This window comes from Actinoplanes italicus (assembly GCF_003001815.1).
Lineage (GTDB): Bacteria > Actinomycetota > Actinomycetes > Mycobacteriales > Micromonosporaceae > Actinoplanes > Actinoplanes italicus.
The window spans coordinates 72189-95675 of sequence record NZ_PVMZ01000020.1 but is presented as its reverse complement, the minus strand read 5'-3'; the positions used below and the strand labels follow the sequence as shown (position 1 = coordinate 95675).

Genomic DNA, 23487 nt, shown 5'->3' with positions numbered 1-23487 from the left:
CGCCCCGCCCCGCCCCGGGCAGATCTTGTGCGTTTGCGGCTGATCTGACGGCGCAACCACACAAGATCGCCTCCCCACCGCCGCTTCACCGGCCGGGCGGCAGATCTTGTGCGTTTGCGGCTGATCTGACGGCGCAACCACACAAGATCGCCTCCCCACCGCCGCTTCGCCGTCCGGGCGGCAGATCTTGTGCGTTTGCGGCTGATCTGGCGGCGCAGCCACACAAGATCGCCTCCCCTTCACCGCTTCGCCGCTTCGCCGGCCGGGCGGCAGATCTTGTGAGGTTCGGGTCGAAATGGCGGCCGAGCCCCACAAGATCTGCCGCATTGATGGGCGGCCGGCCACCCCGCGCCACAATCGCTTGATACGCGACCACAACTGATCCGCAGGCCGCGACCACAACTGATCCGCACGGTGCGATCACGGGGCGGGATTGACGAGAGGGACTCCGGGGCCGGGGCGCCGGAGGGACCGCAGGAGGTGCGAGGCGAGGGTCATCGGTGGGTCAGGCTGTGGCGGGCATGCTCTCGCCGCCGTGCCAGGAGCGCCACAACGCCGCATACGGGCCGTCGGCGGCGACGAGTTCGTCGTGGGTGCCGAGTTCGATGATCCGGCCCCCGTCCATGACGGCGACGCGGTCGGCGTCGTGGGCGGTCTGCAGGCGGTGGGCGATCGCGATGACCGTACGGGAGTGCAGCACCGCCGCCAGGGCCCGCTCGGCGGTTCGGGCGGCGGTGGGGTCGAGCAGGGCGGTCGCCTCGTCGAGGATGACCGTGTGGGGGTCGGCCAGTACCACCCGGGCCAGGGCCAGCTGTTGGGCCTGCGCGCCGTCGAGGGGGTGTTCGCCGAGGTCACGGTCGAGGTCGTCGGCCCAGTCCGCGCCGACCGTGCGTAGCGCGGCCCGCAGCTGGTCGTCGGGGGCGGTCACCATCAGGTTGTCGCGCAGCGTCTCACGGAAGACGTGGTGCTCCTGGGTGACGAGGACGACGTGGCGGCGCAGCTCGTCGGGTGGCAGGTCGGCGATCGGGGTGCCGCCGACGGTGACGCTGCCGGCGCTGGGCCGTTCCACGCCGGCGATCAGGCGGCCGAGGGTCGATTTGCCGGCGCCGGAGAGGCCCACGACGGCGAGCCGCTCGCCGGGGCGGACGGTGAGGTCGACGTCGTGCAGGACGTCGCGGCCCTCCTCGTACGCGTAACGCACCCCGCACACCTCGATCCGCTCGTCGTCCGGTGTCCGGTCGGAGTAGGGCGGCGGGGCCGGCACCGTGGCGATGCCCTCGACCCGTGCGAACGAGGCACCGCCGGCCTGCAACTGGTCCAGGAAGATCAGGATGGTGTCCAGCGGGCTGACGAGTTGCCGCAGGTAGAGCACGGCGGCGGCAACGGTGCCGACGCTGACCTGGCCGTCGATGTGCAGCAGTCCGCCGATGATCAGCACGAGGACGGCGGGGATCGCGTAGGAGGTCTCGGCCAGCGGGAAGAAGACGGAGCGCAGCCGGAGGGTGAGCAGGCGGGTGCGCCGGGTCTCGGCCAGGGCGGCGTTGCCGGCGGCGATCCGGCGGGCGTGCAGCGCGAACGCCTCGACGGTGCGGGCGCCGTCGGTGGTGGCGGCCAGCTCGTCGGCGAGGCGGGAGGTGGCGGCGCCCTCGGTGAGGTAGGCGTCGCGGGCTCGGCGAAGGTACCACCGGGTGACGAACCAGATGCCGGAGAAGCCGATGACGCCGACGCCGCCGAGCAGCGGGTCGAGGATCACGACGGCGACGATCAGGAACACCATCTGCACGACGCCGATGAAGATCGGTGGCAGGAAGTCGCGCAACGCGGTGGCGACGCCGTCGACGTCGGTGCTGCCGCGGGCCGCGAGGTCACCGGCGGGGACCCGTTCGACGACGGAGGCGGGCAGGCCGAGCACCCGGCGCAGGAAGGTCTGCCGGATCCGGGCGGCGGTGCGTTCGCCGAACCGGTAGGCGGCGGCCAGCGCGTACCGCGACAGCAGCGTCTGCACGACGGCGCAGATCAGGACCGCGACGGCGAGCCGGTCGACGTCGGGGACGCCGCCGCCCGCGGCGACCGTGTCGATGATCCGGCCGAGCAGCCACGGGCCGCCGAGCCCGGCGAGCGCCGCGAGGGAACTGAGAGTGAGCAGGGTGGCCATGGCGCGGGAGTCGGCCGCGATCAGCTCGCGGGCGGCGCGGACGACCTGACGTGGGCTGGCGACGGGAAGCAGGGCGGTCACTGGTCGTCTCCGAACGCGCGGGCCACGAGGGCGCGGTAACCGGGAACGGAGGCGAGCAGTTCCCGGTGGGTGCCGGTGGCCGCGACCCGGCCGCCGACCAGGTAGTGGACGGTGTCGGCGCGGTCCAGCAGCACCGGCGAGGTGGTGGCCAGGGCCGTGCCGCGCCCGGCACGGGCGGCGCTGAGCCGGTCGGCGATGGCGGCCTCGGTGTGCGCGTCGACGGCCGAGGTGGGTTCGGCGGCGAGCAGCATCTCCGGGTCGGCGTAGACGGCCCTGGCCAGCCGGACCCGCTGCCGCTGGCCGCCGGACAGGTTGCGTCCGCCCCAGTCGACGGGTCTGCCCAGGTCGGTGGCCGCATCACCGGTCAGGATGTCCTGGGCGACGGCGGTGTCCAGTGCCCGGCGGACGCGCTCGTCGTCGGGCTCACCGGGTCCGGCGACGACCTCGCGCAGCGGACCGGCGAACAGGTCGGCGTCGTGACCGGCGACCAGGATGCGGGACCGGATCTCGGGCTGGGCGATGCCGGCGAGTGGCAGCCCGCCCCACGTGGCGGAGCTGGGCTGGTAGCGGCCGAGCCGGTCGAGGATCTCGGCGGCGTCGGAGGGGCGGTCGCCGGCGAGGGCGGTGAACCGGCCCGGTTCGACGCTGACCCCGGACTCGGGGTCGTGCAGGACCGACGGCCCGGCGGGGCCGGGTGCTCCGGCCGGGTCGTCCTCGGGCAGCCGGAGGAAGTCGGTGATCCGGCGGGCCGCCACGATGCCGCGGGTCAGGTCGAAACTCACGAAGATCATCACGTTGACCGGGATGACCAGCATGGCGGTGTATCCGTAGACCGCCACCAGCTCACCGGCGGTCAGGTCGCCGGTGACCGCGATCCGGGCGGCGATCCAGATCACGACGGCCAGGAACACCACCGGCAGGCCGTCGCCGAGGGCGCCGATCCAGCTGGACGGCCCGCCGACGCGGTAACCCTGGTCGCGGAGTTTCGCCGACTCGCGTTCGTACCGGACGAGGTGGGCCTGTTTGCCGCCCAGGCCGTTGAGCACCCGCAGGCCGCTGATCACGTCGACGAGCCGGCCGTTGAGTTCGCCCTGGTGGTGGCGGTAGTGCCCGGCGGCCCGCTGGGTGCGGCGCAGCAGGGGCGCGATGACCAGAGCCAGCACCGGGACTCCGATCAGGACGACCCAGGCGAGCAGGCCGGACGTTCTCTGCAGCAGGAACGCGATCACGCTGATCGCGACGATCGAGGCGATGCCGACGCCACCCGCGTTCATGGCGCGGCCGACCGTCCACACGTCGGAGATGCCGATGGTGACGACCTCGCCGGCGGTGACCCGGCGGGGCAGGGCGGCCCCGAGCCGGGTGGCGTGGGTCAGCACCAGGTCGGCGGTCTTCAGCGCGGCCGCCAGGCGCAGCCTGGTCATGCTGCGGTGCCGCATGATGCCGAGCCACGCGCTGGTGACGCCGACGGCCAGGACCACGCCGGCCCAGGTGAACAGCACGGTGGCGTTGCGCGGCGTGAGGCCGCGGTCGATGGCCTGGGATATCAGGTACGGCGTGACCGCCAGACTGACGAACCAGAGTGTCCCGAACAGCGCCCCGAGCGCCACGCGGCCCTTGACCTCTCGTGCCAGCCACCAGAGGAACCACCCGGGTCCGCGCGTATCCACCACGCCGCCATGCTGCCCCACCGCCCAAGGGGCATGTCACCCGATTTTCACCCGCTGCCCGGCCCGCAGCCAGCTGGTCGCCACCACCGTGAGGGCCGCTACCAGGGCGAATACAGCCGCAAGAGTGACAGCGCCGGAAAGCCCTTCCGTGTAGGCGTTCTGCTGAGAGAAGACTGTGCCGAAGATCGCAACACCGAACGCGAACCCGAGCTGCCGGAACGTGTTCAACGCCCCGCCCGCCATGCCGCTGCGCTCGGGCGGCACCTCGGCGAGAACCGCCGACGACAGGACCGGCAGGACCACGCCGACGCCCAGCCCGACCAGGACGAGTCCCGGGATGAGCACCGCCGCCCCGCTGCCGGCGCCGACGACGGACTGGGCCAGGTCGCCCGCCACGATCAGGATCAGCCCGGCGCTGATCGCGATCCACGGGCGGACCCGCTGGAGGTGGCGCCCGGCGAAGCCGCCGACCAGCAGCGCGGCCCCGCTCATCGGCAGCGCGCCGAGCAGGCCCGCGTCGACGGGGCCGTGCCCGAGGTCACGCTGCAGCCAGGTGGTCGTGTAGGGCAGGTACGCGAACGCGGCCGCCTGACACAGGAACGCCGCGACGATCATGCCGCTGAACGCCGGGCGCCGGAACAGCCCGAGATCCAGCATGGGGGCCGCGGACCGGCGCTCCACCAGCACGAACATCGCGAAGCCGGCCAGTCCGAGGGCAAGCGCGCCGAGCACCACGGCGGAGGTCCAGCCGTCGTCGGCGGCCCTGATCAGTCCGTAGACGGCCGCGGTGGCGCCGAGCGTGAACGTCACGGTGCCGAGCACGTCGAAGCGGGACGAGGACGGCGAACGGGACTCGGTGACCGTACGCAGGGTGAACCACACCGCGACCACGCAGACCGGCAGGTTGACCAGGAAGATCCACCGCCAGCCGAAATGCTCGGTGAGCAGGCCGCCGACGAGCGGACCGGCCGCGGTGGCGGCGCCGTTGACCGCGCCCCACACGCCGAACGCGACGCCGCGATCCCGGCCACGGTAGGTGACGTTGAGGATGGCGACGGTGGTCGCGAACATCGCGGCGCCGCCGGCGCCCTGCAGGGCACGGGCCGCGATCAGCGCCGGCACGCCCGGCGCCAGGGCGCAGAGCAGCGACGAGACACCGAAGATCAAGAGCCCGATGATGTACGTGACGCGCCGCCCGTAACGGTCGGCGAGCGCTCCGGCGCCGAGCAGCAGCGCGGCCAGCGCCAGCGCGTAGCCGTCGAGCACCCAGGCCAGGTCGTGCGGGCTTGCGGACAGGCTGGTGGCGATGCTGGGCAACGCGACGACCACGATGGTGACGTCGACGAGCAGCAGGAAGGTGCCGAGACAGACGGCGATCAGGGGTGTCCACTTACGCATGCGCCGCACACTGCCGCCCGACCGGCGTGAGCCGCCACGTTTTCACCGGCACACTGCGGATCTCGACTTTCTCGTACAGTAAATTGGTGGAAATCGACATGCTGGATCGGCAGATCGTGCACGCCATGCGGATCGACGGACGGGCGGGCTATCGGGAGATCGGCACCGTGCTCGGCGTCTCCGACCAGACCGTGGCACGCCGCTACCGGCGGCTTCGCGCGGAGGCGGGCGTGCGCGTGGTGGGCCTGCCGAATCCGATCCGGCTCGGCCACGAGTCATGGATGCTGCGTCTGCACACCGCCCCCGACATGGCGGCCACGCTGGCCGACTCGCTGGCCCGCCGCTCCGACACGGCCTGGGTGAGCCTGTTCTCCGGCGGGACCGAGATCTCCACGCTGGTACGGGTGGCCGCGCACGCCGACCGGGAGTCGCTGCTGCTGCACAAGCTGCCGCGCACGCCCCGGCTCGTGTCGGTGAGCGCGCACTGCCTGATCCACCACTACGTCGGCGGGGCCGTCGGCCCGGACCGCCGCGACGACGCCCTCACCGGCGAGCAGAAGGCGGCCCTGGCCCCGGAGGAGTCGCCCGATCACACGCCGGTGCGGCTGACCGACGGTGACACCGCGCTGCTGGAGGTGCTGGCCCGAGACGGCCGGGCCGGTTATGCCGAGCTGGCGGCGGCGACCGGCTGGCCGGAGTCGACGGTCCGCCGCCGGATGCGCGAGCTGCGCCGGTCGGGGGCCGTCTACTACGACGTCGAGGTTCGGCCGCAGACCTTCGGTTTCCTGGCCCCGGTGCTGCTCTGGGTGACGGTGGCGCCGGCCCGGCTCGCCGCGGTCGGAGCAGCGCTGGCCGGGCACGACGAGGTGGTGTTCGCGGCCGCCACCACCGGCGCGACGAACCTGGTGGCGACCGTGATCTGTCACGACATGGCGGAGTTCTACCGTTATCTGACCGAGCGGATCAGCGGCCTGGAGGGCGTCGACCGGGTCGAGTCGACGCCCCTGCTGCGGCACGTGAAGCAGCTGGGTTCCGTCCGGTCGTGAGCGCCTCGACACGTTCCGGGTCGCGGGCGGCGGCACCGATTCGGGCCGCCGCCCGGCCCCCACACGGTCAGGGCCGTTCGACGCGGGCCGGGTTGCCTCGCACCAGCTCGTCGTGGATCCGCCACCGGGCCGTGTCGACCGCCCGTTCGGCGACCGCGTCACCGGCTTCGAGGCGTTCCCGCAGCAGCCGCATGGCGATGCCACGGTTCAGGCTGAACTGGCGTTCGGTGTCGACCACCACCACCGTCCCGCTGGGACGGTGGGTGGCCCGGACCGCGGTGCTGGCCTTGTTGCGGTGCTGCCCGCCGGGCCCGCCGGTCCGCGTCGGCACGATCTCGACGTCCGCCTCGTCGAAGACGGTCCGCCGCACCCCGACCTGGCAGGGCTGGGCCGTCACATACCAGTTCTTGCGCCCCGGCCCGGTCCGGTACGGGCTCGGCGCCTGCCAGCACAGCGTCCCGGTCCACGACGCGGCGAACTCGGCCGCGTCGTCCCCGCCGATCTCCAGCAGCACCGACCGGAACGTCCCTGGCCGTTCCCCGGCCACGCTCTCCAGCCGGCGGGCCGGGACCTTCCGCTTCGCGGCGTCGGCCTCCAGCCGGGAGACCAGACGGGCCAGGGCCCAGGCACACTCCAGAGGTCCGCGTCCGGCAGACAGCATCAGATGTACGGTCATCGCGCCCACCGGCGGAAAGGCGCGATCCGGGCCGTGCCCGGAGGCCGCGAGCCGGCGCTGCGGCAGCCGTTGCCGGCGGCGTCCGTGCCGATGCGTGGCGGCGGCCCGCCGAAGCCGGGGCTGCGCCGGAACCCGGTCCAGGGCGCCGGATGGGCCGCCCGGTTCCACCAGCCGATCATCGTTTGTCACCTCCGCGCTGCTCAGCCCCGCGCCGTTCCTCGCCGCGGCGGGGCGGGCGGGTGGAGAAGTGCGGCCGCGGCGGACGACCGCCGAACCGTGGCCGCAGCATGGACACACATCGGCCCGTCAGCACCCGCTCCGACGAGCTCGCCGACGACTTGCCGGGCCCGCTCCCGGCCAGGCCGTCCCAGCCGTCGACCGGCGGGTCACCGCACGCGCTCATCGGCGGCCTCCCGAACGCGGCGCCGGCTCGGCGGTCTTGTAGGTGACCAGCGGCAGGGTGCTCACGATCGGGGTGGCGAGCCCGTGCGAGACCAGGTCACCGATCACCTGCTCGATCCGCTTGTAGGCGGTCGGCGCCTCCTCGAAGAGCAACTGCCGGTCGCCGCAGACGACGAAGGAGCCGACTGACGTACGCCGAAGCTCCTCGACCCGGTGTTTGGCCTTGCCACGCCGCAACGCGTCGGCCCGGGACATCTTGCGGCCCGCGCCGTGGGCGACGGAATGCCCGGCCTCCGCACCGGAGTGGCCGGCGACCAGGAAGGAGTGGGTGCCGCGGGTGCCGGCGATGAGCACGTCCTGCCCGTCGCCGGGAGCGGCTCCCTTGCGGTGCAGGTAGAGGCCGTCGGCGTGCGCGCCGTGCCGGTCCAGGCCGGATCGGACCTCCACCGAGTTGTGGCAGACGTCGGTGACCGGTTCGCCGAGCTCGGCGCCGAGCGCGTCGGCGACCCGTCCGGCCATGAGCCGCCGGTTGAGGTGTCCCCAGCGGACTGCCTCGTCGTGCGCGGCCAGGTAGGCGACGGGGTCGGCGGCCGGGCCGGCGCCGTGCTCCTCGGTGTGCGCTCGCAGGATCCGCTGGCCGAGACCGCGGGACCCGCTGTGCACGATGAGGACCGTGTCGCCGGTGGCGAGTCCGAGCCGGTCGGCGTGCCCGGCGTCGAGGACGTCGTGGACGCGGGCCAGCTCGACGAAGTGGTTGCCCCGGCCCAGGGTGCCGAGCTGCTCGGCGTACCCGCCGGGGATCTTCATGCCGTTGAGGCTCGCCGCGTCGATCGGCTCGTCGAGGTCGGGGAAGCGACCGGCCAGCCGCTCCGGGACGACGCGCTTGAGCTTGAACGGGAACACCGCGATCCCGCAGCCGATGTCGGAGCCGACCAGGAGCGGGTAGAGCACCGACGAGAGCATGGCGGCGCCGATCGGGGCGCCCTTGCCGGGGTGCAGGTCGGGCATGCCGGCGACGTGGGTCATGCCGTCCAGGGCGGCGACCTGGTGGCACTGGTCGACGGCGTCCGACTCGATCCAGCTGTCGGGGGCGGCGAAGACGCGGACGGTGGCCCGGGAGGTGGTGGAGGCAGTCTGCTGCTGAGACAAGAGAGGGTCTTCTTCCCATGACGAGGAGGCGCTCGGGGCGCCGGATTCGAGGGCACGGTTCACTGCAGGCGGCGGAAGAACGCCGTCCGGGTGCGCTGGGGGAAGGCCTCAGTACGTCATGGCGACCACCCTCGCGGACGGCCCGTCCACCCGCAACCGAATTACCGCCGACGATGTAACAGGCCTACATAGATATGTAACACCGCGTTCACATACGACCGCGGCAGGTACGCCCTGGGATTACCTACCGGTAACAAAACGACGCACCGTATTCACATCCGTCAATTCTCGGAGCCCCATATCCCAGGGAGTTCCTCATGCCCGTTCCCACCCGCCGCCGATTCGCCTTCCTGACAGCCGTCTGCGCCGCCGCCGTCCTGGCCGCGCCCAGCGCCCCCGCCTCCGCGGCCAACCCGTACGAGCGCGGACCCGCACCCACCAACGCCAGCATCGAGGCCGCCCGCGGCTCGTTCGCGATCGCCCAGGTCACCGTGCCCCGGTCGAGCGTGTCCACCTTCGGTGGCGGCACCATCTACTACCCGACCTCCACCACCGCCGGCACGTTCGGCGCGGTGGCCATCTCCCCCGGATTCACCGCCTCGCAGTCGAGCATCGCGTGGCTCGGGCCGCGCCTGGCCTCGCAGGGCTTCGTGGTGATCACCATCGACACCCGCAGCACCCTTGACCAGCCGGACAGCCGTGGCACGCAGCTGCTCGGCGCCCTCGACTACCTGACGAACACCAGCTCGGTGCGCACCCGCATCGACGCCACCCGGCTCGGCGTGATGGGCCACTCGATGGGCGGCGGCGGCAGCCTGGCCGCGGCCCGCACCCGGCCGGCCCTGCAGGCGGCCGTCCCGCTGACCCCGTGGCACGGCACCAAGAGCTGGTCCACGGTCCGCGTACCCACGATGATCATCGGCGCGGAGAACGACACGGTGGCGCCGGTCTCGTCGCACTCGGAGCCGTTCTACACGAGCATGACCGCCGCACCCGACAAGGCGTACCTGGAGCTCAACAACGCCTCCCACTCGGCGCCCACCGAGGGTGGCAGCGTCACGGTGGCCAAGTACAGCCTGTCCTGGATCAAACGGTTCATCGACAACGACACCCGCTACGACCAGTTCCTCTGCCCGGCACCGTCCGGTTCCGCCATCCAGGAGTACCGCGCCACCTGCCCGCACGCCTGATCCACGCCAGGGCCCGCCGTACCCCGGACATGTCGCCTGTCCGGGGTACGGCCGGTGGTCTGGTCGTCAGTCGAGCAGCCAGTTGTGGATCGCCGACCCGTACGGCGTGCAGGCCAGCACGGTCAGAACCGTCCAGACGACCGTGAGAAACGCCGCCTTCGGCGAGCGGCCACGAGCCGCGACCAATGCGAACAGGGCGATGACGAGGCCGATCACGGGAAGCGGGCGGACATAGACCGAGATGGTGTACGGGAGACCGAGCGCCCAGAGCAGAATCGGGTTCGAGGACATCGAGTCCTTCGGATCGCCGAGCCGTTCCAGCCCGGGATCGAGAAAGCCGCCCCAGTCCCCGCTCTGAACGACCGCACACAACAGCACCCCGAATGTGCCGGCCAGGTGGACGGCCAGCAGCACATACTGCGCGATCAGCAGCCCTCGCCCGGGTCGCGCCCCGGCCGTCGTCACCCGTGTCACCGCCGGCGAAGTCATGGCGGCAACCTACCCGGCCCCACCTCACGACCCCAGAACCTTCCTCCGAACGACCACCCACCCCACCACCCGGCCACCCGCCCACCAGCCACCCGCCGGGAACCCACCACCCACCCTCGGGGCCGCCGACCGCCACACTCCACATCGCGCAACCGCCGGCGCAGGCCGCCCCACCCAGTTACGTGGTGATCTGCGGCGCACCTGCGGGCGCTGATCACCACACCACCAGCAGCAAGGCCACACGTGGTGACCTACGGCGTACCTGCGAGCACAGATCACCACACCACCAGCAGCAAGCCCCGCGTGGTGACCTACGGCGCACCTGCGAGCACAGATCACCACACCACCAGCAGCAAGCCCCGCGTGGTGACCTACGGCGCACCTGCGGGCGCCGATCATCATGAAAGGTGGGCTGGCGGGCCTGAGCGGCCTACAGGCAGATCCAGCAGTAGAGGTGTTCGTCGGCGTCACGGGCAGCGCGGGCCAGCTCGACCAGGAGCGTGATGATGGCGGCGGAGGACTCGACGGTGTTGTCGCTGTAGTGGCTGAACTCCTCGATGCCGGTCCAGACGGTGGCGACCTCGTGGAGGCGGGCGTCGTCGAGGCCGGCCAAGGCGTCACGGACCTGGTCGGTGAGGCTCGTGACCCACGGGCCCTGGTGGTTCATGTCGTTCTCGCCGCCGACCGGCCAGACCAGCCTGTCCCGGGCCGCCGCGGCCGGGGAGAGGCTGCCCGCGATGAAGCCGACCAGACGGCCCAGCACGATCGTCGGGTCGACGGCCTTGAGGTCGACGATCGGGGTCCAGCCCTCGATGCCGCCGGGGGAATCGCCGTCGTGCTTGTCCATCAGCTCGACGACCACGGCGTCGGACGGGGCACGGAAGTAGTCGAAGAGGACGCCCATGGCCGGACTCTAGTCGGCGAGCCAGTTGTGCAGCTGACCGCCGTACGGCGTGAACGCGAGCGCGAACAGCCCCAGCCACACCACGATCAGCAGCAGCGACCGGCCGATGCCCCGGCGGTCGCGGGCCCGGACCGCTATCACCAGCGAGGAGCCGCCGAGCAGCACACCGATCGTGGCGACCGGGACGACGAGCATCGCGGTGAGCCGGGCGATGGCGAGCAGGAAGGCGAGCGGGTTCCAGATCGAGTCCCAGCCGGCCGTCATCGAGACCTTGGGGTCGTCGAGGCGTTCGAGTCCCGGGTCGAGCAGAGCACCCCAGTCGCCGCTACGGATCACCGCGAGCAGCAGGATGCCGAAGCTGCCGAGCAGGTACAACCCGACCAGCGCCCACTGTCCCGCATACCGCATCTTGCCGCCGGCGACGCGCCGCCGAGTCCCGATCATGGACCGCAACCTATCCCACCGGCCGAGCCGCTCACCGAAGGCCTCCGTTGCCCTTGGCGGTCACCAGGCCGGATTCGTAGGCGGCGATCACCAGCTGGGCGCGGTCGCGGGCGGCGAGCTTGTGCAGCAGTCGTCCGATGTGGGTCTTCACGGTGCCGATGCCCAGGTGCAGGTACTCGGCGATCTCGGTGTTGGACAGGCCACCGGCGATCAGGGCGAGTACCTCACGTTCGCGCTCCGTGATCGACTCGAGCCCGCGCGGCGTACCCGATGAGGGTTTGGTGAAAGCGTCGATGAGCCGGCGGGTGACCCTGGGTGCGAGCAGGGCCTCACCGGCGGCCACCAGGCGGACGCCGTTGAGGAGTTCGGTGGCCGTGGCGTCCTTGACGAGGAAGCCGCTGGCGCCCGCCTGCAGCGCGGCGAAGACGTACTCGTCGAGGTCGAAGGTGGTGAGGATGAGCACCCGGACGGCCTCGGTCTCCGGTGAGGAGCAGATCTGCCGGGTGGCCTCGATGCCGTCCATCTCCGGCATCCGGACGTCCATGAGGACCACGTCGGGCCGCAGCCGCCGGGCCTCGCGGACGGCCTCCGCGCCGGTGCCGGCCTCGCCGACCGGGGTCATGCCGGGTGTCGCGTCGAGCAGGGCCCGGAAGCTCTCCCGCATGAGCGGGTGATCGTCGGCGAGCAGGACGCTGATGTCGGTCACGCGGGCTCCTCGGCGGTGTACGGGACGGCGGCGACCACCCGGAATCCGCCGTCCGGGCCGGTGCCGGTGGTGAGGCTGCCGCCGTACATCGTCACACGTTCGCGCATCCCGATCAGGCCCTGCCCGCCGGGGCGCCGGGGGTTCCGAGCGCCCCGGCCGTCGTCGGTCACCTCGATGTGCACGGTGCCGTCGGCGGCTCGTACCTCGACGCGGCACCGGGTCGCGTCCGCGTGCTTGATCACGTTGGTGAGCGACTCCTGGACGAGGCGGTAGACGGTGAGCCCGACGGCGGCCGGCAGCTCGTCGGCGCCGCTCAGGTCCAGGTCGATGCGCGGGCCGGCGGGCCGCAGGCGCTCGACGAGCTCGGGTAGCTCGGCCGTTCCGGGTGACGGGGCCAGATCGGCGGCCGGGTCGTCGTCCTCGCGCAGCACGTCGAGCAGCCGCCGGATCTCGGTGAGAGCGGACCTGCTGGTCTTCTCGATCGTCAGCAGCGCGGCCCTGGTCTCGGCCGGCCGCTCCTCGGCGATGTGGTTGGCCACCGTGGCCTTGACCGCGATCAGGCTGAGGCTGTGGCCGACGATGTCGTGCAGCTCGCGGGCGATACGCAGCCGTTCGTCGGCGACCGCGTCGCGGGCGAGCCTGCGGGCCGACTCGGCGGCGACGTCGCGCCGCCACCGGATCACGCAGCCGGTGGCCCAGGCGGCGGTCAGCATGACGACGACCAGGCCTGTCTCGATCTCCCACCACAGGGGTGCCTCGCTGCCGGGCGCGTCGGTGGAGGTGACGCCGGTGCGCTGGTAGAGCCAGACGATGGCGACGGCGGGCGCTGCCAGAGCGCCGGGCGCAATCGACACGGCCACGATCCAGCGGGTCGTGGCGGAGGCGGAATACAGCGCGAGCGCGACGGGGACCCAGCTCAGGAAGATGACGCCGAAGCCGACCACCCCGGCGGCGGTGGCGACCACCGCGACCGCTGTGACCAGCACGAACACCGGCAGCGGCCACCGGCGGCGGGCGGGCAGCGGCAGGCACAGCGCCGCGGCGGTCAGCCAGGCCACGGCGGCGGGACCGGTGTAGTCGGGGCCGGGTGCGTCGAGGGTCGCGGTGGCGATCTGGTGGGTGAGCACGGCGGCGACGGGCACGTCGATCAGCGCGCCGCGCACCTCGGAGCGGTCGGGCGGTGTCACGCGTCGAACGCTATCCGGATCGGACGGCGGGGCACGTCTGACCCAGGTCATACATCGATTTCGGACCTCGGGCAGACTCCCCGGACGGCCCCCGCCGACACCATGGAATGCATGATCGAGCTGCGAGAGCTGACCAAGCGGTACGGCGACACGACGGCCGTCGACCGGTTGTCGTTCGAGGTCCGCCCCGGTGTGGTGACCGGCTTCCTCGGACCCAACGGGGCCGGCAAGTCGACCACCATGCGCATGATGCTCGGCCTGCACCGCCCGACCTCGGGCGAGGCACTGATCGACGGACGCCGCTACGACGAGATCCGCCGCCCGCTGCACGAGGTGGGAGCGGTCCTGGACGCCGACGCCGCCCACCCGGGCCGCAGCGCCGTCACCCACCTGGCCTGCCTGGCCCGCAGCAACGGCATCGGCCGGGCACGGGTGCACGAGGTGCTGGAGCAGGTCGGCCTGTCGGGGGTGGCCGGCAGGCGGGTCGGTGGGTTCTCCCTCGGCATGCGCCAGCGGCTCGGTATCGCCGGCGCCCTGCTCGGCGACCCGGCGGTGGTGCTGCTCGACGAGCCGGTCAACGGCCTGGACGCGGCCGGCATCCGCTGGATCCGCTCGACGCTGCGCGCGCTGGCCGCCGAGGGTCGCACCGTGCTGCTGTCGAGCCATCTGATGAGCGAGATGGCGGTCACGGTGGACCGGGTTCTGATCATCGGCCGGGGCCGCCTGATCGAGGACACGTCGGTGGCCGAGATGCGCGATCGATTCGAAAGAGACGTTCTGGTACGCACACCGCGCGCCACCGAGCTCACCGGCCTCCTGACCCGGCTCGGCGCCACGGTGACGAGCACCGCCGACGGCGATCTGATCGCGGCCGGAGTGGACGCGCCGGCCATCGGTGACGCCGCCGCGGCGGCCGGGATCCCCATCCACGCCCTGACGCCGCGCAGCGCCACGCTCGAGGACGTCTACCTGCAGATGACCGCCGAGGCCGCCGAGTACCGGGCCACCGTCACGAAGGAAGACCCCTGATGACCCTGCTGCGGACCCGCCCGCGGACCGCCCCCGTCACCCGGCCGAGCCCTTTGCGCGACGCGGTGGCCGCCGAGTGGATGAAGGTACGCACCCTGCGCTCGACCTGGGCGTTCCTGGCCGGTGGCGTGATCGCCACGGCGTTGGGCGCGCTGATCCTGTTCTTCCTGGTGCAGTCGTACGACGCCGCCACCCCGGCCGAGCGGGCGAACTTCGAGACGGCCGATCCGACCGTGGTGACCATGCCGTTCGTGATGTTCTTCGTCGGATCGATCGGCGCGATGCTGATCACCAGCGAGTACACCACCCGCTCGATCGGCCCGGCTCTGCTGGCCGTGCCGCAGCGGCGTCTGCTGATCGGCGCCAAGGCGGCCGTGGCCGGGCTCGCCGGTGCCGGCTGCGGTGCGGTGTTCGCACTGCTCGCGTTCGCCGACGCGCGGCTGATGCTCGGCGACCGGCCCGCGCCGATCAACCCGTGGCCGCGGTGGACCGACGCGATCCCGACGGTTCTCTGCGCCGCGCTGATCGTGACGGTCACCTGCCTGGTGGCGCTGGGCCTGGGCGCGGTGATGCGGTCGACCGCGGCGGCGCTGACCACGCTCGGCGGGCTGGTGCTGGTGGCGCCGATCTTCGCGCACTTCCTGCCGACGGTGTGGCAGCTGCGCCTCGCCTCGGTCCTGCTGCCCAACCTGACGCCGCAGCTCGCCGGCAGCGACCATCCCTACCTGCTATCGCAGGGCGGCGCCGCGGCCGTGACGGCCGGGTACGTGCTGCTCGCCCTCGCGGCCGGCGCGATCAGTTTCGCCCGCCGCGACTCCTGACCCCCGGCTGTCTCGCACCGCCGGGAAGATCCAACGACCTGAGGAGAGTTCCGATGACCTTCGCCGCCGAGCTTCTGCCCACGATCACCGGTATCGCGTTCTGGACGGTTCTCGTGGCCGCCGCCGTCGCCCTGTTCGGGGCCACGATCGTCAGCATCGCCAGAGCACCGCTGGACCGGCGCTCCCGTACCCGCTGGATCTGGTTCGTCGTACTTGTCCCGGGCGTCGGCATCATCGCCTGGTTCGTGTCCGGCCGGAGGCAGCTGCCCGCCCCGAGCTAGTCAGGTCAGAACAGGGTCATCTCTGCCGGTGCCGAGGGCTCGGGCGGCTGCGGAAGCGGCTCGAGCTCCGGCACCAGCGCGCGCACCTCGTCGTGGAAGCGGCGGCACAGTTCGGGGGCGTCGGCGTTGTCCGGGGTGTGCACGAAGAACGTCGGTGACCGTCCCTCACGCAGCCAGCCGGCCACGATCGGCACCCACTCGCGCCAGCCGCCGACGGTCCGCTCGGTGGCGTCACGGCCCAGGTAGCGCACGATCGGCCGGTCGGTGAGGGCCTCGGTGCGCCGCGGCATCCGGGGCTTCTTGAGCCACGCGTCGCGCTCGGCGTCGCTGGTCGGGGGCGTACGGAAGAACTCGGTGGTGTCGAACGGGACCCACTCGGCACCGGCACCGGTGAGCAGGTCCTCGAGGCGGCGCGGTTCGTGGAAGAAGGCGGGATCGCGCACCTCCACGGCGTACCGGAAGGAATCGGGAAGGACCCGCAGCAACCGGGAGAGAGCCGGCAGATCTCCGGGTCCGAAGGATCCGGGAAGCTGGATCCACAGAGCGTGGACGCGGTCGCCGAGCGGCTCGATCACCCGCAGGAACTCCGGGAGGGCGGAGACGTCACCGAGGCCGCCGCCGTGGGTGATCTCGCGCGGCAGTTTCAAGACGAACCGGAAGCCGGCGGGGGCCTGCTCGGCCCACCCGGCCACGGTCGCGAGGGTGGGCGTCGCATAGAAGGTGGTGTTGCCCTCGACCGCGTTGCACCATCCGGCGTACGACCGGAGACGATCACCACCGGACGCCGGGATGAACCGGCCCTGCCAGGACTTGAGGCTCCACATGGCGCAGCCGACGTGCAGCCTCATCCCGCCCACCGGTCCTCGTGGATCGCCTCGGCGACCGGCCGCCGCTGTCGCCAGCCGTGCCGTTCCAGGTCGGGAACCTGTTCGAGGTGGCTGACCGGGCCGAGGCAGAGCCAGGCGACCGGCCGGATCCCGTCGGGGATGCCGAGCAGGTCGCGCAGGAAGTCCTCGCGGTAGAACGACACCCAGCCGACGCCGAGACCCTCGGCGGTCGCGGCCAGCCACAGGTTCTGGATGGCGAGGCACACCGAGTAGAGGCCGGCGTCGGCGATGGCGTGCCGGCCCAGGACCGCCGGGCCACCACGCTGCGGGTCGTAGGTGATCACCACCGACAGGCTCGACTCGAGCACCCCGTCGATCTTGATGCGGGCGAACCGTTCGGCGGCGTCGCCGGTCAGGGTGGCGGCGAAGACGTCGCGCTCGGCGCGGACGTGCTCGTGGAAGGCCTTGCGCACGTCGTCCGAGCGGATGAGGACGAAATCCCACGGCTGGGAGAGGCCGACGCTGGGGGCGGCATGGGCGGCGGTCAGGATCCGGCGGAGAACCTCGGCCTCGACCGGCTCACCGGTGAACTCCGCACGGACGTCGCGGCGGCGGTGGATGACGTCGTAGAGCCCCTGAGTCACCGGCCGGACGGTACCAGCCGGGTCACCGCCCGCCACGACCCGGTCACCGCCGCCTGTTCCCGCCGGGCTTACGGTCCCTGCCGGGCGGGCAGTTACTGCCGCCCGTGCCCGCCGGGCTTACGGTCCTGCCGGGCGGGCGGTTACTGCCGCCCGTGCCCGCCGGGCGGCCCGCGGTCAGCGCCGGACAGTGCCCGTTGAGGCCCGGGCCACCAGGGCCGGGACGAAGGTGGCCTGCTCGTGGACGTGGCCGGGGTTGGTGGCCTCGTCGAGGACCAGTCTGGCGGCGGTACGCCCGAGCTCCTGCCGTGGCTGGCGGACCGACGTGAGCGGCACCGCCGCGGCCGCCGCGAAGTCGATGTCGTCGAAGCCGACGATCGCCAGGTCGTCGGGAACCCGCAGGCCGGCCGTGACGGCGTGCTGCAACAACCCGAGCGCGAGCAGGTCGTTGGCGCAGAACGCCGCGGTCGGCCGACGCCGGGACGGCAGCCCGGCCAGCCGCTCGCCGGCCGAGCGGCCCTCGTTGACGGTGAGCGCCTCGGTCGGCAGGTGGATCAGGTCCTCCTCGGGCATGCCGAACTCGGCCCAGACCGCCCGCGCGCCCTGCAGCCGCTCCCGGACCTGGCCGATGCTCGCCGGCCCCCCGACGAACGCGACCCGCCGGTGTCCGCGATCGATCAGGTGCTCGACGGCGATCCGGCCGCCGAGCACATCGTCGACGGCGACCGAGCAGTGCCCGCCGGCCCGGCTGAACCGGTCGACCATGACGAACGGCAGGCCGCGCTGCGCCAGGTCGGCCAGGTGTGGCGCGTCGGGGTCGACCGGGGTGATCAGGATGCCCTGGACGCGCTGCTGCAGGAGCCGGTCGAGGTGTTTGGCCTCGCGCTCGGTGCGGCCACTGCTGTTGCAGACGAACAGCGACAGGTCGGCGTCCTCGGCGGCGGTCTCGATGCCCTCGGCGACGTCGTGGAAGAACGGGTTACCGCCGTCGAGCATCACGTAGGCGAGCGCCCGGCTGGTGCCGGCGCGCAGCTGGCGGGCCGACTCGTTGCGCACGAACCCGAGCTCGGCCATCGCCCGCTCGACCCGCTCGCGGGTGGCGGCGCTGACCACGGCGGGCCGGTTGAGCACGTTGGAGACGGTCCCGAGGGAGACCCCGGCCGCCGCGGCGACGTCTTTCACCGACGGGGCTCGACCGTTGCGTGGCTGCTGTGTCAACCTGGGCCTTCCTAACCGAGGCGGGGTGGGCGCCCTGATGGTAAGCAGGATAGTTGAAACATTTCAATCCCACCCGGGAGGCACGTGGGTGCACCAGCGCGCATTCCATGGTCCCTCATGACCCCACCGCCGCCGCTCGGACCCCGGCTGGCCACCTCGCCGGGCACCTCGAGCCGGGCCGGCGACCTGGCCGAGGCGATCCTCTCCGCCGGGCCGCCCCCACCCACGGCATCGTGGAGAACGACATCGGCGACTGACTGGGGGCCAGCCGCACACCCGTCCGTGAGGCGCTGTTCCGCCTGATCCAGGAAGGTCTCGTGATCCAGCGTAAAGGCTGGGTGGTCCGCGATCACACGCCCGCCGGGATCCATCCATGGCCAGCGCGCGGGAAGCCGGTTCGCGGCGTGGGTGAGATGCGCGGATCGAGGACGCGTTCCCGGACCCGGCCGGTGCACCGGTGGTGACCGGGCGCGTGACCGGCGCGGCGACACCCTGGGGCTGACCGGCATGGAGTCCGGCTCTGGGCCGCTCGGCTACGGCTAGCAAGCCTCCTGCCCAGGCGCGGGCTCGCGGGTCCCGCTCGGGCCGCGGGGCTTCGGCTCAGGCGGTGGGGCGCAGGTTCCGGGAGTCGCAGTGGTTCTTGAGTTCGTCGGAGGGCAGGTGCCCGAAGTGGGTGGCACACCAGTCCAGCACCGACTGTTTGTCCGGGAAGTCTCCGGTCACCAGCGTGATCCAAAGCGCCCGGCCGTCGACCAGCTGCCGTTTCCCGTAGTCGGTGCTCTTGAGCAGGATCACCGGATGCTCGGTGGCCGCGTGCTGGGAGCGCAGCCGCCGGTGCTCGGCGAGTACGTCGGACGCCTGGAAGATGTGCGAACCGTCGGCGGCCTTCTGCAGGGGGTCCTCGATACCGGGATACTTCGAGGCGATCTGGGCGACGAACTGGCTTTCGAACGAGATGGCCGCCAGGTCCTGCAGCCGGATCCGGTCCAGTTCCGCCAGGGCTTCGGCCTCGGTGCCGGGGGTCGCGGTGGGTTCGCTCGCCGGGTAGCCGGTTTCCGTGGTCGTGGTGGCCGGTCCGGTTTCCGTGCCCGTTGCGCCAGTCTCCGTGGTCGGGCCGGTGTTCGTGAGCCACGGGTCCGTTCCTGTGGGCCGGCCACCGTTGTCAAGCGGACCGCCTTCATCGCCGGCCGGCTGGGCCACCGTTTCCGTGGCCGGGTCCGCTCCGCCGGGCCGATCCGAGGAACGCAGCAGTACGGCACCCGTGACCGCGCCGATCACGAGCAGGACCGCCAGCGCGGCGACGACCAGCGGGAGCCTGCCGTACCCCTTGGCGGGCGGTACCGGATCCAGCCGGTCGGGCATCGCCGGGGCCGGGCTCTCGCCGCTCGATGCCGGCCGCAACGCACCGGCCGCCGCACCGATGGGATCAGTCGCCGGCGCCGTCCGTCTTTGCGGTGGCCCGAAAGCCGATGCCAGGTCGACCGTGGGCTGGAAGGTCATCGGATCGATCTGCACGGCCGGCTCTGCCGGGACGGCTGCCGGACCGGGAGACATCAGGTTCGCTGAGATGGCCGGTGCCGCTGAACCGGCGGGCTCGGCGAGCGGCGCGGACCCGGCCGGTGCCGCTGATCCAGATGCGGCCGGCGCCGGGGGTCCGGTCGGTGGGATCGGGCTTCGCTGGTCCGGTGGCGGGCCGCCGTGGAAGAGGGCGTCGTGGCCCCAGTCTCCGCTCTGCGGGTCGTGGTCAGCCACGGCCGCCGGCCTCTGTCGCGGTTGTCGTTACGGGTGGGAGCACATGTCCACGGGCGACTCTCATATCGGCCTCCGACAACGTTCCCGCGTGACCGCACCGTCTCGGATGCGGCGAGCCTAGCAGCGCGAACTCGCACCTGTCAGGCGTCCGGGTTCGGCGTCGCGGACGCGCGGTAGCGGCGGAGCCGGGAACGCGCTGGTGCGGTCGGGAGCGCGTAGCCGTACAAAATAGGATGTCGTCGTGAGCGTCCTTCGCATGGCCACCCGGGACGATCTCGAGGCGATCATGGACGTGCAGCAGGAGGGGTCGATCCGCGCCCTGTCCGGCATCTTCCCCCAGGACGAATATCCGTTCCCGCGCGCCGAGCTCACCGCCCGATGGGCCCGCGAGATCGACGATCCGGACGTGCGGGTCATGGTCATCATGCAGGACGGAGCGGTGGCCGGATACGTCGCATCAACCCGAGATCAACTTCTTCATTTCGGTACGGCTACGCGTACCTGGGGCAGCGGACTCGCCATGACCGCGCACGACGAGATCGTCGGGCTGCTGGACCGGACCGCACGACTGTGGGTGCTGGCCGGCAATCATCGGGCGCGACGCTTCTACGAGAAGGTCGGCTGGAAACCCACCGGACGATCGGTGCCGGACGACTTCCCGCCCCACCCGGAACTCATGGAGTATCAGCGGTCGCCCGCGCACGACGCCACGTAGACGACGTCCGGCCGGCCGCGCGCCACGGGGATCCGCACCGTACGCACCGGACCGACCACCCTGGTCAGAGTGGCCGCGAACGCCGGCTCCACCGAGGCGCTCCACACCGCCAGAACCCCGCCGGGCCGCAGGTGCTCACGGAGCATGACCAGGCCACTCTGCCGGTACAGACCGGTGTTGTGGTCGAAGACCGTCCAGCTCGGCCCGTTGTCGACGTCCAGGCAGATGGCGTCGAACCGGTCGCTCGTGCCGGTGAACCACACCGCCAGATCGCCGGTCACCACGCGTACCCGGGGATCGTCGAGAGCGCCCTCACTGAACGGGCGAAGCACCCCCTGATGCCACGCCACCACCGCCGGCTCGATCTCCACGACGATGATCTCCGATGCGTCCGTGCGCACCGCCTCGGCCAGCGAGAACCCCACACCCAGACCGCCTATCAGCAGCCGTGGCCGCGGACCCGTCGCGGCCAGGGCGGCGCGCACCAGCACCCGCTCCGACCGGCCCGACCGGGTGTCCATCAGGAAGACACCGTTGCTGATGAGCTCGAAGTGTCCATCCCGGCTTCGCAGGACCAGCTCCCCCCGATCGGTGAAGACCCGTTCCTCCATGGGCGGCAAGCCTACGCACCCAATGGACCCGCGTCGATGCACTACGGTGACTCTTCGTGACCTCTGACGGTGGTATGACGGTTCCCGATCACTGCGTCCAGGCCCTCGCACGGGCCCGGCGACACAGCGTCGACACCGCCGGAGCCTTGGCAGTCGCGCACACCCGCGACGGCGGAACCGACCTCTACCTGCTCGTCTACCCCGACCACCTGGAACTCGCCAGCACCGGCGGCCTACTGCGCACCGGCGCCGGCCGGGAAACGGTCCTGCTCACCGCCGTCGACCGGGTGACCGCACGTGATCGCCTGTTCCGATCCTCCGTCGAGATCGACACCGGCGGGAACACCCTGTCCTTCCGCGCCGGCCGTGACACCGCCGCCTATCTCGCCGCACTCATCCGGCAGCGGATGACCGCCGGCCCCGACAACTCCGCCCTGCTGCACCACCTGGCCGAACTCCACGCCGCCGGGGTTCTCGACGACGCCGAGTACGCCGCGAAACGCGCCGCCCTGCTCGACTAGCCTGATCAGGCCGTCGCCAGGGCGGCGATCAGCGCCTCCGCGGGGGTGCTGACGGGCCGGTCACTGACCTGCCCGTCGCCGATCTCGACGACCCGCCAGCGACCGTCGACGTGCCGGGCCAGGTCGACGGTGGCGAACGGCAGGTCCGGGGCGGAGAACCCGGCGACCGTCACGTCGGCGGGCGGCAGGTCGTCCGGTGTGTCGGGGTGGGCGGTGACCAGGCGGCACGAGCCACCGATCCACCACGTGCGTACCTCGGGCCCGGTGAACCGCTCGAACCGGCGCAACACGAAACCGCCGGTGAACCCGTCCGCCCGCAACTCCCGGAAGCGGCTCGCCACCGCCCAGGCGGCCGTGCCGTCGGCGACGTCGGGAATGAACGCCGCCTCGTGCCAGTAGTGCTTCATCGACTTGGTGTAGTCCCGCAGCACCGCCGGACCGGTCGCCAGCCGCTCACGGGCCTCGTCGAACCCGTCCCGGCCGTCGCCGACGGTCCAGACCGTCTCGGGGGTGTCGGCGGCGATCGCGTCGTACCAGCCGGGCAGTTCGTGCGCACGCCGGTACCGCTCGGGGCTCGTCCGCAGCGCCACGCCCCGGGCGGCCAGGGCGGCGGCCATCGCGGCATAGCGGTCACCACCGAGCATCCAGCCCCGATAGACCGCGTCCTCACCGGCCGGCACCCGCGCCACTGCGGCGCCGGCGTCACCGCCACCCGCCAGCGCGTCATGGTCGACCAGCGCGACGGTGATCCCCGCCTCGCGGGCGGCCCGAGCCTCCTCGGCGAAGTGTTCGTCAGGACGGCGGGGGCGGAGTACATCAGAGGGCACCAGCAACATCACGTCAGAAATGATGCTCTCCCCCGGGCTCGTTCCCCGTACCGGGCGGACCGTCACACCGGGCTCACTTCGAGGCGACCCGCTCCAGGCGTTTCACCTCCATGCCGGTCGGCGCGCGCCGCGCGGCCGGGACGACGCGAGATGGAGCCGGGCGGGCCAGCGGCGCCAGGGCCGCGAGGATGATGAGAGCGCCCAGCGGCAGGTAGCCGACGTTGATGATGATGGCCGCGATGCCGGCGCCGAACAGCAGCGGGCTCCAGGCAGGGGTGCGGCGGGCCGCCACGAGCAGACCGAGAAGGGTCAGCATGCCGAGCGCGAGGAGCAGCAGACCGGCGATCCGGACGGGCGTCGCGTCCGGGAAGGCGCCCGTGAGATCACCGGCGATCGCCCAGAGGAAACAGGCCGTACCGGCGAGGGTGACGGTCGCGGCGATCGCGGCCACCGTCCGGGCACCGGGCGGAACCAGCGGGCGGACCGCTGCGGCGAACACTCCGAACAGGACCATGGCGGCGAGAAATGCCAGGTAGGAAAGGTTCTGAGCGAGACCTGGGCCATACGCGCCGTCGAGGCCGTCGACCAGGTGCAGCAGCCCGTACGCCAGCAGAAGAAGCGGCGCGTCCAGAGCGACGTGGCGGACGGTGGCACTGTTCGACGGCATGGCCCGACCGTACGGCGGTGCGGCAAATCACCGGTTCCGGCGCTTTCCCTGCCTCTACCCCGATTTCCACCCTCAGGGAC

Annotated in this window: 25 protein-coding genes; 7 read left to right on the top strand and 18 right to left on the bottom strand. The window is 72.1% G+C overall.

Features of this window, described 5'->3' with window-relative positions:
* Positions 1-505 precede the first annotated feature (505 nt).
* The 3 genes from CLV67_RS37595 to CLV67_RS37585 form a co-directional block, all read right to left on the bottom strand.
* Positions 506-2236 (bottom strand): ABC transporter ATP-binding protein, encoded by a 1731-nt coding sequence (locus CLV67_RS37595; protein WP_106327275.1) that lies wholly within the window; start codon positions 2234-2236, stop codon positions 506-508.
* Positions 2233-3846 carry an ABC transporter transmembrane domain-containing protein gene (locus tag CLV67_RS37590; RefSeq protein ID WP_203737541.1) on the bottom strand — a complete coding sequence of 538 codons (1614 nt, stop codon included), beginning with the start codon at positions 3844-3846 and terminating at the stop codon, positions 2233-2235. Before CLV67_RS37590 ends, CLV67_RS37595 begins: the two co-directional genes overlap by 4 nt.
* A gap of 96 nt (positions 3847-3942) precedes the next feature.
* Entirely contained in the window at positions 3943-5304 is a 1362-nt protein-coding gene (locus tag CLV67_RS37585; RefSeq protein ID WP_106327533.1) for an MFS transporter, read from the bottom strand.
* An 86-nt stretch (positions 5305-5390) separates the two neighbouring features.
* Between CLV67_RS37585 and CLV67_RS37580 the strand changes: the two genes are divergently transcribed.
* Positions 5391-6350, top strand: coding sequence for an Lrp/AsnC family transcriptional regulator (locus CLV67_RS37580; protein ID WP_106327273.1), 960 nt, complete (start codon positions 5391-5393; stop codon positions 6348-6350).
* A gap of 67 nt (positions 6351-6417) precedes the next feature.
* Here the strand turns inward: CLV67_RS37580 and prfH are convergent, their stop codons facing one another.
* The 3 genes from prfH to CLV67_RS37560 form a co-directional block, all read right to left on the bottom strand.
* Positions 6418-7026 carry a peptide chain release factor H gene (gene prfH / locus CLV67_RS37575; RefSeq protein ID WP_106327531.1) on the bottom strand — a complete coding sequence of 203 codons (609 nt, stop codon included), beginning with the start codon at positions 7024-7026 and terminating at the stop codon, positions 6418-6420.
* Positions 7027-7201: 175 nt separating this feature from the next.
* Positions 7202-7429, bottom strand: a complete 228-nt coding sequence (locus tag CLV67_RS37565) for a hypothetical protein (protein ID WP_106327269.1) — start codon at positions 7427-7429, stop codon at positions 7202-7204.
* Positions 7426-8577 (bottom strand): RNA ligase RtcB family protein, encoded by a 1152-nt coding sequence (locus CLV67_RS37560; RefSeq protein WP_106327267.1) that lies wholly within the window; start codon positions 8575-8577, stop codon positions 7426-7428. The genes CLV67_RS37565 and CLV67_RS37560 overlap by 4 nt, the downstream gene beginning before the upstream one ends.
* A 317-nt stretch (positions 8578-8894) precedes the next feature.
* Here CLV67_RS37560 and CLV67_RS37555 point away from each other — a divergent pair, with 317 nt between their 5' ends.
* Positions 8895-9767, top strand: coding sequence for a poly(ethylene terephthalate) hydrolase family protein (locus tag CLV67_RS37555; protein ID WP_106327265.1), 873 nt, complete (start codon positions 8895-8897; stop codon positions 9765-9767).
* A 66-nt stretch (positions 9768-9833) separates the two neighbouring features.
* Here CLV67_RS37555 and CLV67_RS37550 read toward each other — a convergent pair whose 3' ends face one another.
* The 5 genes from CLV67_RS37550 to CLV67_RS37530 all read right to left on the bottom strand — a co-directional run bounded on the left by CLV67_RS37550 (position 9834) and on the right by CLV67_RS37530 (position 13497).
* The gene (locus CLV67_RS37550; RefSeq protein WP_106327263.1) at positions 9834-10256 is read right to left on the bottom strand and encodes a hypothetical protein; all 423 of its coding nucleotides are present in this window, start codon (positions 10254-10256) and stop codon (positions 9834-9836) included.
* Between the two features lie 430 nt (positions 10257-10686).
* Entirely contained in the window at positions 10687-11160 is a 474-nt protein-coding gene (locus CLV67_RS37545; RefSeq protein ID WP_106327261.1) for a hypothetical protein, read from the bottom strand.
* A 9-nt stretch (positions 11161-11169) separates the two neighbouring features.
* A complete protein-coding gene (locus CLV67_RS37540; protein ID WP_106327259.1) occupies positions 11170-11604 on the bottom strand; it encodes a hypothetical protein in 435 nt (144 codons plus the stop codon).
* A 31-nt stretch (positions 11605-11635) separates the two neighbouring features.
* Positions 11636-12310 (bottom strand): response regulator, encoded by a 675-nt coding sequence (locus tag CLV67_RS37535; RefSeq protein WP_106327257.1) that lies wholly within the window; start codon positions 12308-12310, stop codon positions 11636-11638.
* The gene (locus CLV67_RS37530) at positions 12307-13497 is read right to left on the bottom strand and encodes a sensor histidine kinase (RefSeq protein ID WP_239166726.1); all 1191 of its coding nucleotides are present in this window, start codon (positions 13495-13497) and stop codon (positions 12307-12309) included. Before CLV67_RS37530 ends, CLV67_RS37535 begins: the two co-directional genes overlap by 4 nt.
* Before the next feature lie 111 nt (positions 13498-13608).
* Between CLV67_RS37530 and CLV67_RS37525 the strand changes: the two genes are divergently transcribed.
* From CLV67_RS37525 to CLV67_RS37515, 3 genes are read left to right on the top strand one after another with little or no spacing between them, the layout of a single operon-like run.
* Positions 13609-14526: an ABC transporter ATP-binding protein gene (locus tag CLV67_RS37525; protein WP_106327253.1), complete on the top strand. Its 918-nt coding sequence runs from the start codon at positions 13609-13611 to the stop codon at positions 14524-14526.
* Complete coding sequence (locus CLV67_RS37520; protein ID WP_106327251.1) at positions 14526-15347, top strand: ABC transporter permease; 822 nt, start codon at positions 14526-14528, stop codon at positions 15345-15347. The genes CLV67_RS37525 and CLV67_RS37520 overlap by 1 nt, the downstream gene beginning before the upstream one ends.
* 53 nt (positions 15348-15400) lie before the next feature.
* Positions 15401-15628, top strand: coding sequence for a PLDc N-terminal domain-containing protein (locus tag CLV67_RS37515; protein ID WP_106327249.1), 228 nt, complete (start codon positions 15401-15403; stop codon positions 15626-15628).
* Positions 15629-15633: 5 nt separating this feature from the next.
* Here the strand turns inward: CLV67_RS37515 and CLV67_RS37510 are convergent, their stop codons facing one another.
* The 4 genes from CLV67_RS37510 to CLV67_RS37490 form a co-directional block, all read right to left on the bottom strand.
* The gene (locus CLV67_RS37510; protein WP_106327529.1) at positions 15634-16476 is read right to left on the bottom strand and encodes a DUF72 domain-containing protein; all 843 of its coding nucleotides are present in this window, start codon (positions 16474-16476) and stop codon (positions 15634-15636) included.
* Positions 16473-17099, bottom strand: coding sequence for a 5,6-dimethylbenzimidazole synthase (gene bluB, locus CLV67_RS37505; protein ID WP_106327527.1), 627 nt, complete (start codon positions 17097-17099; stop codon positions 16473-16475). Before bluB ends, CLV67_RS37510 begins: the two co-directional genes overlap by 4 nt.
* A 174-nt stretch (positions 17100-17273) precedes the next feature.
* On the bottom strand, positions 17274-18278 hold the full coding sequence (locus tag CLV67_RS37500) for a LacI family DNA-binding transcriptional regulator (RefSeq protein ID WP_106327247.1): 1005 nt from the start codon (positions 18276-18278) through the stop codon (positions 17274-17276).
* A 636-nt stretch (positions 18279-18914) separates the two neighbouring features.
* Positions 18915-19829 (bottom strand): hypothetical protein, encoded by a 915-nt coding sequence (locus CLV67_RS37490; RefSeq protein ID WP_146169444.1) that lies wholly within the window; start codon positions 19827-19829, stop codon positions 18915-18917.
* Positions 19830-20307: 478 nt separating this feature from the next.
* On the opposite strand from CLV67_RS37490, the gene CLV67_RS37485 reads away from it, so the two are divergent.
* Complete coding sequence (locus CLV67_RS37485) at positions 20308-20781, top strand: GNAT family N-acetyltransferase (RefSeq protein WP_203737536.1); 474 nt, start codon at positions 20308-20310, stop codon at positions 20779-20781.
* Here CLV67_RS37485 and CLV67_RS37480 read toward each other — a convergent pair.
* The gene (locus CLV67_RS37480; RefSeq protein WP_106327243.1) at positions 20751-21392 is read right to left on the bottom strand and encodes a spermine/spermidine synthase domain-containing protein; all 642 of its coding nucleotides are present in this window, start codon (positions 21390-21392) and stop codon (positions 20751-20753) included. The genes CLV67_RS37485 and CLV67_RS37480 overlap by 31 nt on opposite strands.
* Before the next feature lie 56 nt (positions 21393-21448).
* Here CLV67_RS37480 and CLV67_RS37475 point away from each other — a divergent pair, with 56 nt between their 5' ends.
* On the top strand, positions 21449-21913 hold the full coding sequence (locus CLV67_RS37475) for an SHOCT domain-containing protein (protein ID WP_146169443.1): 465 nt from the start codon (positions 21449-21451) through the stop codon (positions 21911-21913).
* 5 nt (positions 21914-21918) lie between these two features.
* Here CLV67_RS37475 and CLV67_RS37470 read toward each other — a convergent pair whose 3' ends face one another.
* Both CLV67_RS37470 and CLV67_RS37465 read right to left on the bottom strand, forming a co-directional pair.
* Complete coding sequence (locus CLV67_RS37470; protein WP_106327239.1) at positions 21919-22749, bottom strand: ATP-grasp domain-containing protein; 831 nt, start codon at positions 22747-22749, stop codon at positions 21919-21921.
* A gap of 64 nt (positions 22750-22813) precedes the next feature.
* The gene (locus tag CLV67_RS37465; protein ID WP_106327237.1) at positions 22814-23407 is read right to left on the bottom strand and encodes a hypothetical protein; all 594 of its coding nucleotides are present in this window, start codon (positions 23405-23407) and stop codon (positions 22814-22816) included.
* Positions 23408-23487: the final 80 nt, after the last annotated feature.